The organism is Pedobacter sp. KBS0701 (assembly GCF_005938645.2).
In the GTDB taxonomy this organism is placed as follows: domain Bacteria; phylum Bacteroidota; class Bacteroidia; order Sphingobacteriales; family Sphingobacteriaceae; genus Pedobacter.
In genome coordinates this window covers 4,092,203-4,108,720 of the sequence record NZ_CP042171.1, presented here as the reverse complement: position 1 = coordinate 4,108,720, position 16,518 = coordinate 4,092,203, and the positions used below count along the sequence as shown (strand labels likewise).

Below are 16,518 nucleotides of genomic sequence, written 5' to 3'. Positions count from 1 at the left end.
ATAAAAAAATCCAATGGCATTACAAGTTGGCGATACCGCCCCTGATTTTAAATTATACAGTTCTGATTTAACAGAAATTTCTCTTTCCGGCTTTAAAGGCAAAAAAGTAATTATTCACTTTTTTCCAATGGCATTTACCGGAACGTGTACCGAGCAGTTATGTACCATGCGTGATAATTTCAGTTATTACGAAGGAATAGATGCACAGGTAATTGGCATATCAGTTGATTCTCCTTTTTCTTTGGCTAAGTTTAAAGAAGAGCAGAATTATCAATTCCCATTATTATCTGATTTTAACAAAGAAGTATCTGCAGCTTATGGTGCTTTTTATGATGAATTTGCCTTTGGATTAAAAGGTGTTTCTAAAAGAGCAGCATTTGTGATCGATGAAGAAGGAAAAATTGCTTATGCTGAAGTTTTGGAAAATGCAAAGGATTTGCCTGATTTTAAAGCAATTAATGATGTGTTAGGCGCATAAAGCAAATTTTGTAAAGAATTATTTTGAGATTTTTTTTAAATTTAATTGGAAATTAAAATATCAAATTATACCTTTGCAGTCCGTTAACGATACGGAAACGCATTTGTAGCTCAATTGGATAGAGCATCTCACTACGGATGAGAAGGTTTGGGGTTCGAATCCCTACAAGTGCACTAAAAGGGAGAATTGAAAAATTCTCCCTTTTTTTGTCTTTTTTTAATTTAAACATCTCATTTCAATTGGTTAATGGATTAAAAAATCTTGTGTCGTAGGTGTTTGATAAATACCATTTTCATAGTGGAGATTTGAGTCGAACACCATATCTATAAACTCTCTTTTTTCCAAAGTGTCCGATTTATTGTAAATGTACTTAACGTCTGAAAGAAGTTCCGTTCGTCGATCCAGGATATTGAGTGCTTCGTTAGTGTTGCCAAGCCTTAACACAGCGGTTTCCGATACATCAATTTTCTATTTGTAAACTTTAAGCGATTATGCGGTAGTGTCTGAATTGAAGATAAATCCGGCAGTTGGATGGATTAGAAATGAAAATTACCGATGGAAATGAACTTAGGTCCGCATTATCCAGTAATCGAATTGGTGGCCTGTTGGCCCGAAACAGAGGAGACAATTCATTTCCTGCTTTATTTTCAATCAATCTTCGGAATTTCTTTGCCAAGGCCATGTGCGCTATAATTCAGTTGATGACTGGCACAATCTGGATATTAGCTTCTTTTGAGCATTGCTAAGTTTAGTTCCAGGAGCCAAACTATGATATTCAATAAAATCATGAAGCTGAATGAGCTTATTGTGCGGAATGGCCTGATTTTATTTCCTCTTCTTTTCTTAAACTTTCTTTGTGAATGGCATTGAAAACTTCAGTTACAAAATCCGGCGATAAATCATGCTTTTTACCCGCTGCTATATTTTTATCCAGCACCTGCTGAAAACGCGCGGCCTGTAAGGGTGGGATGTGGTTCTTTGCTTTATAAATCCCTATTTCTTTCACTACAAGTTCGCGCTGCCCTAATAATTCAATGAGTTGCTGATCTAAGGAATCTATTTTCTTTCTATTACTTTCCAATGGATTCATTGTATAAGATGTAGAAGTTGATTGTGCAAACAGGCGGTCGCTGCCAATGATGAGTAAGGTAACGAGTAAAAATTTTTGAAGTTTCATAACCCATTAACGTCAATTGAAATGTAATTGATATTAAAAACGTCGTTATTATTTATAGAAAGCAGGTTATCATACATTTTAATATTAAATGACGAATGGCTTTACAATGATTTAACATTAACAATAATTTTCATTTGTTAAGCTACTTATATTAATAGTATATCTATATTCTTATTTTACTGTCCTATAGATAATATGTTTGCATAACAGTTCTCTATTACCAAATAAACCCTAAACAAAATTGATTGCCGGTTCGCATAAATGCACTAAATGTAAGAAATCTTTAAACTCATAGGATGAAAAGAGGATTTCTTTCCAGTATTCCTCCATAACATTATTTATTTCCAGATTAAAAGATTCACGCTCATCTAATATTAAATATTTCAACGGATAAAGGCGGATACTTAACATTGAGCAAATAGGGGTTATTTATTCTGAATAACATTTAATTAAGAAACAAGATTATATCCCGATCATTATCATATTGTTAATGGTGTGCTTTTACCCATTTCTATTTACAATAAATAAGTTCTATTTTTACTCATCAATGGATCAGGATTATGCTACATATCATGACGACAAGTTACTTTCGCTATTAATAGATCGGGATAACAGGGCTTTTTCAGAAATTTATAGCAGATACTGGCCATTGCTCTACAAACACGCGCGACGGATGCTCAAAGAAGAGGATGAGAGCGAGGATGTAGTTCAGGAGGTATTTACCAAGTTGTGGCAGAAAGCACCTCAATTGCCATCTGATACTTCAATTGGAGCATATCTTTATGTTTCCACAAGAAATGCAATTTTGAATTTTTTTAGTAAAAATCAAGTGCATCATGCTTATTTAACCGATCTTGGTCAATTTTTGGATCAGGCACAGGAAATCACCGATCATCTCATTAGAGAACGCATTTTAAGCAAACTAATTGAAGAGGAAATTGAAAAACTACCTCCTAGGATGCGTGAGGTTTTCGAGCTAAAACGAAAACAAAATCTTTCCTATAGAGAAATTGCGGGTATTATGGATATTTCTGAGCTTACTGTTAAAACGCAGATGAACAAAGCCATCTCTACGCTGCGAACCAAATTTGGTAATCATTTGCCTTCCTTTTTCATCTCATTATAGTGCTCTTTTCAATAAATTAATAAAAAAGTAACTTTTTTTTAATATTGGATACAACATTGCCTTGAGCTGGCTGTCATACTATTATACTACCTATAATAAACATGAACAAACAAACTATAAGTGGATTTATCAAAGACTATCTTGATAATAAACTTACTGCAAAACAAAATGCCCGGCTCGAAACCTGGTATTTGTTAAAAGCTGAAGAAAATGAATCAGTTGATCCGCCGATAGAATATGAAAAGTTAGGAGCCAAAATTTGGACTAAAATTCTTTCCGATGTTTCACAGACAGCACCGGAATTATCTAAAGTTCAAAAGTTAAACCGTTCATATAAAAAAGCAATTTCAATAGGAATTGCTGCAAGCATATTATTGATCGCAGGAATAGGCTACCTGATGCTTAAGAATAACAGTACTACTCATGATCAGTTTGTCATTGCAAAAAAATACGACCTGCCTGCTGGTACTGATAAGGCAATATTAACTCTATCTGATGGTAGAGTAATTGATTTGAATAAGGATGCTGTTGGAAAAATTGCAACCGAAGCTGGAATAGAAATTACAAAATCTTCAGAGGGAACTTTGGTTTATAAGGCATCAAATACAAAAGGTAAAAGTGTAGGGTTTAATACCATTACTACACCTATTGGCGGACAATATACTATTATCCTGCCTGATGGGTCCAAAGTTTGGCTAAATTCAGGGTCGTCTTTAAAATATCCGACAGCTTTTGCGGCAAGTGGAAGACATGTATTTTTAACTGGTGAAGGATATTTTGAAGTTGCGCATATAGCGGGAGCTAAAGGGAGAGTGCCTTTCTCCGTATCAGTGATTAAAAATAATGCCCAGTCTGAAAAGGTACAGGTACTGGGAACGCATTTCAATATCAATGCCTATGCCGATGAGCCTTTTATTAAAACTACTTTACTTAAAGGAAGCGTAAGTGTTGCTTTAAATGATACTAAAACAACATTGCTTAAACCAGGTCAGCTGGCAAAGCTGAGTAATCAAAACATACAGGTACAAGAGGCAGATACGGAAATGGCAGTTGCCTGGAAAAATGGAGCGTTTGTATTTAGAGAAGATTTACGTAGCGCGATGAGAAAGGTAGCCCGATGGTATGATGTAGAAATAGTTTATGAAGAAACTGCACCAGAAAATTTAATGCTGGGCGGTTGGATGTCGAGAGGCACAAATATTTCAGAAGTGCTCAACCATATTCAGTTAACAGGAAAAGTACATTTTAAACTTGAAGGAAGGAGGGTAATCGTTTCTAAATAAATTAAAAACGATTCCAAAAAAAACCAGAAGTGCTTGGCGGCACCTCTGGATAATTGGTAGTCGACAATAATTAATCAACTAATAATCGCATAAGGTCCTGATTTTGAAGCCCGGGCCGAATGCAATAACCAAACAAACAAATGTATAAAAATTTTACTTCACTCGGATTGCTTAACCGGCAGTTCCGAAAACTGCTACTCGTTATGCGACTAACTGCTGCGATTCTTCTTTTAACGTTTATGCAAATCAGTGCATCAACAATGGCACAAAAAGTTTCCATTGTTGAAAAAAATGCATCACTGGAACGCGTGCTTAAAGAGATACGTAAACAGAGCGGTTACGACATTATTTATGACCTCAATATTATTCTGGATGCCAAGCCGGTTTCCATCAATGTAAACCAGGTTAGTGTATTCGAGGCTATTCAAAAATCACTAAATAACCAGGCCCTTACTTTTTCGCTGGATGGTAAAACCATTGTAATTAAAGAAAAGAGCGTGACGGATAAACTGGTTGATATTATTAAGGCCGTTGATGTAAAGGTTTCGGTTAGGGATTCCTCAGGCAGGCCACTCCCGGGAGCCAATGTTTACAACAAAACAATCAATAAGATGTACACCACCGACAAAAACGGGGACTTAGTGATTAATGATGTGCCTGCCAATGGTTATGTTCTGCAAATCAGTTATCTGGGCTTTAGGGGCGAGGAGATTTTCGTTGACCGGAAAACGATCACTTATTATATCACACTCCGGCAGTCTTCAGCTGCGTTGGAGGAAGTGTCAGTGGTTTCAAACGGATATCAAAAAATAAGCAAGGAGCGTGCTGCAGGCGCTTATACTGTTATCACCGGTAAGGAACTGGCAGCTAACCCCGCCATAAATATTATGGAACGCCTGGAAGGACAGGTAGCGGGCGTGAAGTTTGATATCAAAGGCAATAGCGTACAAATTAGAGGGGTAAATAATTATGGAGCAGGCAATGGAATTCCTTTAATTGTTCTTGATGGGTTTCCTTTAATGAATTCAAGTGACGCAGCAACCCTCACCAAACAGGTTGCGGGAAATACCTTTGGCAATTCAGTGATCAGTAATATCAATATGGCAGATATTGAGCAGATTACTTTCCTGAAAGACGCTTCGGCAACTTCTATATGGGGCTCAAGAGCCGCAAATGGCGTAATTGTTATAGAAACTAAGAAAGGAAAAAAAATTGCACCTTCCTTGAACGTTGGTTATATTTTCGGCATTTCAAAAAATCCATCTATTGCCGATTTGCATTGGATGACTAGTGCTCAATACATCAATTTAGAGCAGGAGATGGTGGATAAAGGGATACTTGTAGACCCGGTTGCAGCTGCTTTAACAGATCCGAGCAATGCCATATATACGCCCAACAACAGTGAAGCAACGGAATGGATGTTCAGGGTTAAACGCGGTACTGCGACAGTGGCACAGCGAGACGCCGCATTGGCTGAAATTGCATCGAGAGATGGAATGAAACAGATTGAAGATAAATTATTGCAAAATGCCGTAAATCACCAATATAACCTTTCTTATTCAGGCGGTTCTGAAAGCAGTACCTATTACATATCCGGAAATTACACTAAAGATATACCGGTTTTTAAAAGCAATTTTGCTGAAAACGCCTTTGTAAACGCGAATACATCAACCGATTTTTTTAATAAAAAAGTAACACTGAGGGCATTATTTAATTATCAATACTCCAGGTCGCAATACAATGCAGCAGCAACAAATGCGCTATCAATAAGCACTACAGCATTACGTCCTTATGATTTATTGCAGGATGCAAATGGTAATAGTATCGGCAGAAATATTATCATTACCGATACTTATGCGAACAAATTGGTAAACCAGGGTTATTTGCCATTTACTTACAATACATTAGATGAGTTAAATTATTCAAATTCTATCGCTAAAAATAATGTACTCAGAATGAGTGCAGGTTTAAATGGTAAAATTGCGAAATGGCTAAATGCTGATGTTTCCATATCTAATCAGCGGCAGTTTGGTAGCTCTTATACGCTGGATGATGCAAATAGTTATGCAGGCAGATTGCTTACAAATAACTTTACCCCGCTTGTTAATGGTCGGGCAGTTCCACCATCTTTTGCGGGTGGACGCTATACTACCTATGGGAACACATCATCAGAAACATCGCTAAGAGGTCAGCTGAACTCTGACTTTAATATAGGTGGTAAACACCAGTTCAATGCAATTGCTGGTGCCGAAATCAGAGAAACCAATTCTGATAATACATCTGAAACCAGGTACGGATTTAATGCAGATACACGTACGACCGCAACAGTTAATCCTACGCAAATATATCCAGATATTTATGGTTATGGCCAGTCTTTAGGTTCTAATTTAAGTAGTCTAATTGCTTACCGTAAGAGGTATTTATCCTATTATGGAAATGCATCATACAGTTATCAGGAAAAATATTTTGTTACAGGTAGTGTGCGGTTTGACGATGCCACCCTGCTGGGAGTTGAAAGGCGTAAAAGAGCCGTGCCATTTTGGTCGGTTGGTTTGAGGTGGAATGCGAACAAAGAAGAATTTTTACAGAATACAGAATGGCTGAATGCAATTAGCGTTCGTGCAACTTTAGGAACGGCAGGTGTAGCACCACTGACTGGCACAAATGTGCCTATATTAGCGATAACAGGTACCGATCCACGAACTAACCAGCCAGTAGCCAATATCGATTTACCTGCCAATTCTGATCTGGGTTGGGAAACTACAAAAATGGCCAACCTGGGAATTGATTTTGGATTATTTAAGGGTAGATTAAATGGAAGCTTTGATGTATATTTCAAAAGAACAACAGGCATTTTAGGAAACTTTGCCTTCAACCCGACATACGGATGGTCGAACCTTAATTTTAATAGTGGAACGTTAAGTGGTAATGGTTATGAATTTACTTTAAACGGTGAAATCATCAGGGCTGGAAAATTCAGCTGGAAATCCATATTGAATTTTGGCTATAACACCAATAAGGTTACTGATCAGCGATATGCCAATAACGCCAGTAGTATCGCAGGGACAGCGGCGACAATTGAGGGCATGCCATTAGGGGCTACCTACGTTTATCGCTGGGCAGGACTTGATAATAAAGGTCAATCGCAGATTTATGATCGCAACAACAAAATTATCAATAACACAACCAACCTGACTAATGCATTTACCAAAGATGATTTAGTTTATGTGGGTAGACGCTATGCGCCTTATACAGCTGGTTTCAACCACAACTTCAGCTATGGTCAGTTGGAGTTAGGAGTAAGATTTGTAGGTTATTTTGGACATATTTTCTTAAAAAATGCCGTGACCAATTATCCAAATTTTGCAGGCACATATTCAGGCGTGCTTGGTCGTCAGGGAGAACTGGATAATCGCTGGAGAAAACCAGGTGATGAAGCCAATCCCGATGTTATTCCGGGCTTGACAGACGTGAACTTTAACAGCATTAACCGTTACCGCTTTTCAGATGCTTTAGTCCGAAATGCAGATAATATCCGTTTACAACAGATTTCTCTTGCTTACATCGTTCCACAGCGCTTCCTGCCCCGCAACTTTGTGAAATCTTTGTCGCTATCGGCCAATGTGCGAAACCTTGGAATTGTCTGGCGCGCCAACAAAGATGGTATCGATCCTGAATTTATCAACACAGGAAATTTTGGTAGCGTAACACCTACGCCAAGTTATGTTTTTGGAATTAATGCAACGCTATAATCAACATGAAAAATAGATATTCAATTATATTGTTTGCCTTAGCAATTACTTTGGCAAGCTGCAGAAAATATGTGGAGATTGATCAGCTTTCAGTCAGAACACTAAAATATACTTCCGATTTCAGGAATACCATGAACAATAATGGTGTTCTGGAAGGGAACTATTCTTATCCGATTCTTTCGGGTGATGATATAGAAATTACAGATGCAACAAGGCAGAACTCCCTAGGGGACATTTTAGGTAATGTATACAGCTGGGCGCCGAAATATACGTCCGATAGCCAGAGCGATGCCGATTGGGATAAGCTGTATAAAACCATTTATGTATGCAATCAGGTGTTGGACGGCGTTTTGACTTCTCAGGGTGGAACGGAAGCGGAAAAGAAGCGGATTTATGCAGAGGCTCTTGTACACCGGGCTTATACCTATCTGGTATTGGTGAATATGTATGGCAAACAGTATAACGCAGCTACCGCATCAACTGACCTGGGCGTTCCACTGCTTACGACACCAAATTTATTTACTAAACTCAACAGAGCCCCTGTTGCCGATGTATATAAGCAGATCTTAAATGATTTAAGAACATCAATAAGTCGTTTGCCTGCGCTTGCGGAGTATAATGTACGCCCGGCGAAAGTATCAAGCTATGCCATATTTGCTAAAACGTATTTAAATATGCGCGATTTTGGCAACGCAGCTCTATATGCGGATAGCGCCCTGGCCTTGCAAAGTGGCTTACTCGACTTGAAAACCTACGAAAATACGCCTGGAACCATTCCCGTAAGATTGTTAAATCCTGAAATCATATTTTCGAAGACTTCAAATGTAGTCTATCAGGCTACTTCGCTAAGCAATGATTTACTTACTTCTTTGGGAACAACAGACTTACGTTACAAGCTTTTTACAGATATGGGGAGTCGGTTTAGGGGCCAGTTTAGCTCTTCCTTCACCGGAAGGGCATCCACCAAATACCTGATTAATGAATTTGTAATTAACAATGGTCCAACTGTTCCTGAAATGATGCTGATTAAAGCGGAGTGTTTAGCCAGGGCTGGAAAAACTGACGATGCTATTCAAATCGTAAACAATTTAAGAATCAAACGCTTTACAACGGCCAATTATGTTCCGTTAACAGCAGCAAGTGCCAGTGAAGCACTTCGTATAGTTGTTGAAGAGAAAAGAAGGGAATTTTTTGGAACAGGTACGCGTTGGTTTGACCAGAAGCGTCTGACTTTTGATAACGATTTCGCCATAACAAAAAATCGTAGTTTCAAGGGTGTTAATTATACTTTACAACCCAATAGCAACCTTTACTTATATCCTATCGGAGATAAATACATTCTTCTGAACCCGGAATTGCAACAAAACCCTAGATAGAAAATCAATCCATGAAAAAACATTTTTTTAGAAAATGTATGCTACTGCTTTGCCCATTTTTTGGGCAGCAGTTAGCTGCACAAACGGTAACCTGGCAGCCCGAAATACTAAAACAAAACCAGAAAATCAGCTTTCAATACCAACCGAAAGGTGGCGATCTTGAATTTAGTGACGGGCCAAAAGCACTCGCAGGAGTATACAGCGGTAGCAAATGGAACACTGTCCCGGTGCAGTTAGAGAAAAAGAACGACGTATGGACTGGAAGTTATCAACTTCCGGAACACGCGGTGTTAATCGCCTTAAAATTTTATCAGGGTGACCTTCAGCAACCTGAAGCAATTGACAATCAAAATGGTAAAGGTTATTATCACCTTGTTAAAAATACAAAGGGGCAGGTAATCCCGGGTTCCTATCTGGCAGAAGCCGCTTTCAAAGCAGGGACAACGGGGAATGGGATGCTGAGTAGCTTCATTATTCCATCTATGGATAAAAAAATGATTGACTCTTTGCTCCAACAGGAAAAAAAGCTTTCTAAACGTATACCAAGGTCACTTCTGTTCAATTATCTCGATTTAAAGCAACTCACCATGCCCGCTTCTGAATTCAGCGTATTGGCTGATAACCTTTTAAAAAGCGAACTAAAAAACGGAAATCTTAACGAACAGTTTTTAGCACAGGCACAACGCTATTACGATAGATTAAAAGATAAAAATGGTTCAGCAGCAGTAGAATCACTTATTTTTAAAGATTACCCTAAAAGCAGCACAGCCAGGTTTTTATCCTTCAGAAAATATACGGAGGGAAAATACGGAAAGGATTTCGAAACAGGTGCTGAAGATTTTCTTAAGGCTTTTCCATATTTGGAATGGAAGAAATCACCAGACAACCAGGCATATATTTACTACACGATATTCAGAAACCTGGCAACACAATACTTTGACGGCGGGCAAAATGATAAATTTTTAGAGCTCTTTAAGGATATTGATTTTAAAACTGCCAATGAAATCTACCGCTGGAATATAAGCCGAAATCAAATGGCGGGAAAAAGCGATCAGAAATTACTTTATAACGATAGCCGCATAATTATTCCTTATCTGCTGGAAAGACAAAAGGACAAATCCTATTCAGGCGATTTCGATGATGCGGAAAAAGCACAGGAAAATGCAGATAATCAAATGGATGATCGCTTATTTACCCACATCGCCCTCGCAAATGCCCAGGGTGATTATGCCGGGGCAAACCAGTACTTCAAATATTTATCAAAAAAAGGGACTTTCGGAAATGCGGATTTAAATGCAATGCATGTTAATGTTTTGGAAAAACTGAACGATACCAAAGCAATTAAAGCCTTATTGGAATCCAGTGTAGCTGCGAATGCAGTAACGCCGGTTATGTTTACCAAACTTAAAGAACTATATAAAAGCGAGCATGGCGGGAAAGAAGATGGCTATGAGCAATACCTTGTTGGTTTAACGCCATCGGACAAGAAAAATGAAATGAGGGCACATGTAATGGCAAATATGGTCAACTACCCGCTCGCTCCATTTAGTTTAGAAAATGCCGATGGTAAAATGGTCAATTCAAAAGATTGGGCAAACCAGATTGTGGTCATCGACTTTTGGGCAACATGGTGCAGACCATGCATTGAAGCTTTCCCGGGTATGCAGCTTCTGATAGACCAATACGCAAAAGATCCCAAGGTTGCTGTATATATGATCGGTACCATGCAGTTTGGCGATTATAAAGCCAAATCTGTAAATTATGTAAAAAGTCAGGGCTTTCGTTTCAATCTTTTGCATGATGCTATTAGTCAAACAGGGTCGCAGGATCAAGTATTTAAGAGCCTTTTGCCATTGTTTAAACAGTCCTCTATCCCACGCAAAATCATCGTAAAAAACGGTGTAGTACGCTACAGTTCAGAAGGATATTCCGGTAGTCCTAGCCAGTTACGCGATGAATTATCTACCGCGATTGAGATTTTAAGAGCAGAGAAATAATGATAAGAAAAACGATAATTACAGCCTTTTTTTCCTTTTGGATTGGGCTTTCTGTTCAGGCACAGATGAATCCGAAGATTAAGCTGCAGGATGCACTTAAACTCATTCAGGATAATTATGTAGATCCGGTAAATGATGAGCAGGTTGTTGATGCGGCTATCAAAGCGATGTTAAGCAGCCTCGATCCGCATTCCAGTTACATTAGCCGCGAAGAAATAGAAGCCATGAACGAGCAAATGACTGGCAGTTTTGCCGGTATCGGTATCTCATTTGCAATGGTGGCTGATAGCACCTTTATAACTGGTATTAATCCTGATGGCCCGGCAGCAAGGGCAGGTTTGCAGGTAGGAGACCGGATTAATATGGTTGATGGTGCCTCTATTTTCGGTAAAGGTTTAAAAAACCAGGATGTGATGCGGATGCTGCGGGGCGAAAAAGGGAAGGCTGTTAAGTTAGGCGTTATTCGCAAGTCGCAAACCACACCGCTCGAATTTAATGTGATGAGGGAACAGATTGCTGAACTTTCTATCAATACCAGTTACATGGTAAGCAAAAATGTAGGCTACATTTCGCTGGCTATTTTTAGCCAGTCAACCAGAAGGGAAATGGATGCGGCATTAAAGAAATTAAAGGCTTTAGGCATGACCAAATTAATCCTGGATTTACAATCTAATGGTGGCGGACTTGTTGAAGCTGCTATCGGTGTAGCAGATGAATTCCTGGCCAAGGATAAACTGGTTTTCTATTCAGTAACCAACTCCGGTGTAAAAGATAATTATATGACTGGTGGATTTGGCCAGTTTATGACAGGCGATCTGGTGGTTTTAATTGATGAATCTACCGCATCATCAAGCGAAATATTAACAGGTGCTTTACAGGATTGGGACAGGGCTGTGGTAATTGGCAGAAGAAGCTTTGGTAAAGGCATTATGCAAAAAGGCCTTGAATTGAGCGATGGTTCAGTAATCAAATTGACAGCAGCACGTTATTATACACCATCAGGCAGATCGATTCAAAAATCTTATGCTAAAGGCAAAACAGATTACTTTGAAGATTTTAACAGGCGTATGGCTTCTGGTGAACTTACTGAGGGCGGACATGTGAACTTTCCGGATTCTCTAAAACACACGACCCTCCTGAATAAAAGAACGGTTTATGGTGGTGGCGGGATTATGCCTGATAAGTTCATACCAATCGATACGGCACTGTACAGCGCATGGTTGAATAAATTGATGAACAGTGGGCGGGTAACCCAGGCGGCTTTCAATTATGTACAACAAAACCGAAAAAGCTTAACTGATAAATATACGGATTTTGATGCTTTTGATCATTCCTTCAACATAGATGAGCAAATGGTTGATCAGATTATGACCAGCGCAATTAAGCAAGGGCTTAAATTACCACCCGTAACGGATAAGGTAGCCAGAAAAACCATTGCGGTAGAATTAAAGGCAGAGATGGCCGATATGCTCTATCTAGGTAAAGGTTATGCACTTCGCGTTCGAAATGAGGCCAGTAATGCATTTAGTACGGCGCTTAATATTTTAAATAATCAAAAGATTTATAATCAGTTCCTCGAAGCTAAATCTTTACAGAATACATCATCTCCATCCAAAACCACAAAAAAATAATTTATAAATCATGAAAAAAACATTATTGGCAGCAACATTGGTGATTAGTGCTTTTGTTGCCTCTGCACAAACAGGATATGTAATAAATGGCCAGATTGGCAAATTGGGAAAACCGGCAAAAGCCTTTCTCTTAATCAAATTAGAAGGGGCCCAAAAATTAGATTCGGCAGAACTGGTTAACGGGGCTTTCACATTTAAAGGTTCGGTACCTTCACCAATGGAAGCTACGCTTCGCCTTAAACACGACAAATCAATCGATACACCGGGACGACGGATTAAAATTGATGGCATGGCGATCATTTTAGGAAATGAGAACATCACCATTACCGGAAAAGATTCCATTAAGACAGCTGTTATCAAAGGTTCTACTTTAACCGATGAAAGTAAAAAAGTTGATGCCCTTTTAGCTCCTGTTTATGGAAAACTGAAAGCGCTGGAAAAAGAATTTGCTGATCAGCCAGAAGCTAAAAAACAGGATAAAACCTATATCATGGACCTGGAAAAAAGAGCAAAGGTGATAGAGAAAGAGATTTTTGATGCAAAAATTAATTATGTTAAACAAAATCCTTCGAAATACATGGCCTTAATGGCACTTAATTCGACTTTAGGCCCGGGTTTCGATGCCATAGAAATGGAAAAAATCTTTGCAAATATTTCTCCGGAACTCAGAAACTCTTTTTTCGGAAAACAGGTTGCTGAGCGTATTGCTAACTTCAAAAAAACACAGGAAGGTGTAGAGGCGCAGGATTTTGCCCAGCCAGATGTAGACGGTAAAATGGTTAAGCTTTCTGATTACAAAGGAAAATATGTGCTGATCGACTTCTGGGCATCATGGTGTGCACCATGCCGGAGAGAAAATCCAAATCTTGTTAAGGTTTATGAACAATATAAATCAAAAGGCTTTGAAATTTTAGGCGTATCTCTTGATAAGGCTGCTGATAAAGCAAAATGGCTTAAAGCCATCGCTGATGATAAATTGACCTGGAAACAGGTTGGCGATTTAAAAGGCTGGGAAAACGAGGCGGCGGCTAAGTATGATGTTAAAGCTATCCCTATGAATTTTTTAATCGATCCAAGTGGAAAAATTATTGCCAAAGAACTTCGCGGCCCTGCACTGGAAGCTAAAATAAAAGAGATTTATGAAAATAAGTCTAAGTAGTAAAAATTTTATTAGTTAATGATGACGAATGCAGGTTGATGGATGTCGCCTGCATTTTTTGTATCATTTACTATTGTTCTATCAATTGACAACTGGATTAAAGTCATGTAGTGTCAGGATACCTAACAGATCAAATCCATAAGGATAGTATGGCAATTATCAAAGCCGCAGTCATAATTACACTTCCTAATTTTAAAAATTTCCAGGCACTAACTTCTTGCCCCTCCCTTCTTAAAGCTACCAGCCATAGTATCGTAGCCAATGAACCGGTTATAGAGAGGTTGGGACCAAGATCTACGCCAATAAGCACCGCGCTTTTAACCATTTCGGGTGTATGTGTATTTTGCAACACACTTCCTGCTATTAATCCGGCCGGCAAATTATTCATTAAATTGCAGGCTACTGCGATCAGAGCACCACTAAGCCACACGGCCCCTGTCTCAGATTGTGCTATCGCATCATTTAACCATCTACTTAACTGCTGTGTCATCCCGGTTTTATTTAAAGCTTCTACCACTACAAATAAACCTGCCACTAACGGAAGTACTGCCCAGGATATCCCTTTAATAATATTGACCGGGTTTTTTCTTGCCCTGGCCAATACAATTGCGCTGGTGGTGACACCGGTAATTAACGTGGGCAATCCAAGTTGAATATTCCAGGCTGAAGCAGCCAGTAAAACAGCAGCAGTTCCACAAATCCCAATTAAAGCTGTCTTACCGCCCGGACTTAATTCAGGCAAACTAATGTCAGTTCTGATTTTCTGTTTAAAACAGTCGCGCTGAGAGAACCGGAGCATAAAATAAGTAACGGTAATGGCACATATAGAGGGTATCAGGTACAAGCTTAGCCAATGCATTAAGGAAGGCATGTGTGTGCCATAAATGACCAGATTTGCAGGGTTTGAGATGGGCAGCATAAAAGAAGCTGCATTAGCAATGAAAGCACAGATCAATAAATATGGCAGTGGTTTTTCTACTTTAGCTGCTTTAACTGCAGCGGCCACGGCTGGCGTTAGTACAACAGCTGTGGCATCATTGGAAAGAAATGTGGTTACAATAACACCAACAAGATAGATCAGCAAAAACAATTTCCCGGAAGATTCCCTGGCCCTTAAAGTGGCATGGGCAGCCAGCCAATCGAACAGTTTTTCCTCCCTGGCTGTTTCGGCCAGTAACATCATGCCCGTGAGGAATAAATAAACATCTAAACCTTTTGCTATCCCGGAAAAGGCATCAGAAACGGTAATCAGATGGAATAATAACAATATGGTAGCCCCAATTATGGCGTATACTGCTTCTGTAACTTTAAAAGGCCTGATGATCACACCTGCTATTGCCAGGAAGGAAATGATCCAGATTAGGATGTTATTCATATTTTTTTATAGCGCTAAGATATCGGTTTTCCATTTCGGTTAGGGCCAAGCTGTGTACCCATGATCCCGTTTTCCGGCCAGGTGCCAATAGTATCTGCATCGCTGCCATCTTTAATATTTTGAGGTGAAATGTATTTATCTGTAGCAGGCTGTATGGTCCAGATACCGGGACGGCCTGCAACATCTGTGGCTTTGATGGTCAGATTATTCAAAGGTTGTTCCAAAACTTCGACTCTGACCTTCCATAATCCATCTTTCTCTTCAAAGGTCATATCTTGCCAATCTGATAAACCAGATTTGCATACTACAGACGAGATTTTCCGAGGACCCAATACTAAAACAGAAGCTTCATATTCTCCTTCAACCCTTTGGTTGTCTCTGTTCAATAAACGGTAATCAGCCGGCCAGGTAGTCATTACAAATGGAAAAGGTTCTGCTAGTTGTTTAAAACGCCAGGTAACAGCAGATTTATGAACAGAAATGATTGAATAACCAACCGGACCCTCTTCAATCTGCCCGGTCGATCTGGTTGCTGCAAAAATGGTTTGACCGTTATTGGCGATATCGTTATAATGCGTGTGTCCCATATCCACCAGCACTACATCGTATTTTTCCAGCATCTCATTGATGGCTTGCCGCTCATCCGGTGCTTTCAAATCAGCAGGAAAAACATGCATAAACAGTAGGATTGTTTCTCTTCTTTCCTTAGCCGCAGCCATTTCTTTTTCCAACCATTCTAATTGTTTAATACCTAATCTAAAATCTGGTCCGCCATTTCCAAATCCGCAAACGTCTATAAACAGGCACCTGTTATTCTTATGTAAAACGGATAGCGGTAGTTTTTGGGTTTGAGGCATTTTATACATATTATCGAGGCTGCCTTGTTCCATATCATGATCACCCGCCAGGATATAAACCGGTATGCTTAACATTTTAAGGGCAGTAGCCACTAACTTATATTGTTCAGGCAAACCGTTATCGGCATTGTCGCCGGGTAACAGGACAAAATCAAGCTGGTTGTTTAGTTCTGTTTCAATTTGAGCTATAATCGATAGCAGATCTAGGTAATTCTGTTCTTTGGCTTTAGTAATATGCAGATCTCCTAAATGAGCGAAGACTAGTGGGGCTGGACTCATAGATTTATTTTTTGTATTCGCGAAGTGT

Annotated in this window: 11 protein-coding genes and 1 tRNA gene; 9 read left to right on the top strand and 3 right to left on the bottom strand. The window is 39.2% G+C overall.

The features are described from left to right. Window positions 1-13: 13 nt before the first annotated feature. Both FFJ24_RS16490 and FFJ24_RS16485 read left to right on the top strand, forming a co-directional pair. The gene (locus tag FFJ24_RS16490; RefSeq protein WP_138818248.1) at window positions 14-478 is read left to right on the top strand and encodes a redoxin domain-containing protein; all 465 of its coding nucleotides are present in this window, start codon (window positions 14-16) and stop codon (window positions 476-478) included. Window positions 479-577: 99 nt separating this feature from the next. Further along, window positions 578-651, top strand: a tRNA-Arg gene (locus tag FFJ24_RS16485). Between the two features lie 629 nt (window positions 652-1,280). Here FFJ24_RS16485 and FFJ24_RS16480 read toward each other — a convergent pair. Then, on the bottom strand, window positions 1,281-1,655 hold the full coding sequence (locus FFJ24_RS16480; RefSeq protein WP_138818247.1) for a chorismate mutase: 375 nt from the start codon (window positions 1,653-1,655) through the stop codon (window positions 1,281-1,283). A gap of 547 nt (window positions 1,656-2,202) precedes the next feature. Here FFJ24_RS16480 and FFJ24_RS16475 point away from each other — a divergent pair. The 7 genes from FFJ24_RS16475 (at window position 2,203) to FFJ24_RS16445 (ending at window position 13,979) form a co-directional block, all read left to right on the top strand. Further along, window positions 2,203-2,781 (top strand): RNA polymerase sigma factor, encoded by a 579-nt coding sequence (locus FFJ24_RS16475; protein WP_168202495.1) that lies wholly within the window; start codon window positions 2,203-2,205, stop codon window positions 2,779-2,781. Window positions 2,782-2,882: 101 nt separating this feature from the next. Then, the gene (locus FFJ24_RS16470; RefSeq protein ID WP_138818245.1) at window positions 2,883-4,064 is read left to right on the top strand and encodes a FecR family protein; all 1,182 of its coding nucleotides are present in this window, start codon (window positions 2,883-2,885) and stop codon (window positions 4,062-4,064) included. 260 nt (window positions 4,065-4,324) lie between these two features. Next, window positions 4,325-7,816, top strand: a complete 3,492-nt coding sequence (locus FFJ24_RS16465; protein ID WP_210419383.1) for a SusC/RagA family TonB-linked outer membrane protein — start codon at window positions 4,325-4,327, stop codon at window positions 7,814-7,816. A gap of 5 nt (window positions 7,817-7,821) precedes the next feature. Next, entirely contained in the window at window positions 7,822-9,192 is a 1,371-nt protein-coding gene (locus tag FFJ24_RS16460) for a RagB/SusD family nutrient uptake outer membrane protein (protein WP_138818243.1), read from the top strand. Window positions 9,193-9,203: 11 nt separating this feature from the next. After that, window positions 9,204-11,189, top strand: a complete 1,986-nt coding sequence (locus FFJ24_RS16455; protein ID WP_138818242.1) for a TlpA disulfide reductase family protein — start codon at window positions 9,204-9,206, stop codon at window positions 11,187-11,189. Then, window positions 11,189-12,820: a S41 family peptidase gene (locus FFJ24_RS16450; RefSeq protein WP_138818241.1), complete on the top strand. Its 1,632-nt coding sequence runs from the start codon at window positions 11,189-11,191 to the stop codon at window positions 12,818-12,820. Before FFJ24_RS16455 ends, FFJ24_RS16450 begins: the two co-directional genes overlap by 1 nt. A 10-nt stretch (window positions 12,821-12,830) precedes the next feature. Then, a complete protein-coding gene (locus tag FFJ24_RS16445) occupies window positions 12,831-13,979 on the top strand; it encodes an AhpC/TSA family protein (protein ID WP_138818240.1) in 1,149 nt (382 codons plus the stop codon). A gap of 130 nt (window positions 13,980-14,109) precedes the next feature. Here FFJ24_RS16445 and FFJ24_RS16440 read toward each other — a convergent pair whose 3' ends face one another. Next, on the bottom strand, window positions 14,110-15,354 hold the full coding sequence (locus tag FFJ24_RS16440) for an arsenic transporter (protein ID WP_138818239.1): 1,245 nt from the start codon (window positions 15,352-15,354) through the stop codon (window positions 14,110-14,112). Window positions 15,355-15,368: 14 nt separating this feature from the next. Next, window positions 15,369-16,490 carry a metallophosphoesterase gene (locus FFJ24_RS16435; RefSeq protein ID WP_138818238.1) on the bottom strand — a complete coding sequence of 374 codons (1,122 nt, stop codon included), beginning with the start codon at window positions 16,488-16,490 and terminating at the stop codon, window positions 15,369-15,371. Window positions 16,491-16,518: the final 28 nt, after the last annotated feature.

Coding starts and splice junctions, on each gene's coding strand:
- FFJ24_RS16490 (WP_138818248.1), top strand. CDS start 14: ATGGCATTACAAGTTGGCGATACCGCCCCTGATTTTAAATTATACAGT.
- FFJ24_RS16480 (WP_138818247.1), bottom strand. CDS start 1,655: ATGAAACTTCAAAAATTTTTACTCGTTACCTTACTCATCATTGGCAGC.
- FFJ24_RS16475 (WP_168202495.1), top strand. CDS start 2,203: ATGGATCAGGATTATGCTACATATCATGACGACAAGTTACTTTCGCTA.
- FFJ24_RS16470 (WP_138818245.1), top strand. CDS start 2,883: ATGAACAAACAAACTATAAGTGGATTTATCAAAGACTATCTTGATAAT.
- FFJ24_RS16465 (WP_210419383.1), top strand. CDS start 4,325: ATGGCACAAAAAGTTTCCATTGTTGAAAAAAATGCATCACTGGAACGC.
- FFJ24_RS16460 (WP_138818243.1), top strand. CDS start 7,822: ATGAAAAATAGATATTCAATTATATTGTTTGCCTTAGCAATTACTTTG.
- FFJ24_RS16455 (WP_138818242.1), top strand. CDS start 9,204: ATGAAAAAACATTTTTTTAGAAAATGTATGCTACTGCTTTGCCCATTT.
- FFJ24_RS16450 (WP_138818241.1), top strand. CDS start 11,189: ATGATAAGAAAAACGATAATTACAGCCTTTTTTTCCTTTTGGATTGGG.
- FFJ24_RS16445 (WP_138818240.1), top strand. CDS start 12,831: ATGAAAAAAACATTATTGGCAGCAACATTGGTGATTAGTGCTTTTGTT.
- FFJ24_RS16440 (WP_138818239.1), bottom strand. CDS start 15,354: ATGAATAACATCCTAATCTGGATCATTTCCTTCCTGGCAATAGCAGGT.
- FFJ24_RS16435 (WP_138818238.1), bottom strand. CDS start 16,490: ATGAGTCCAGCCCCACTAGTCTTCGCTCATTTAGGAGATCTGCATATT.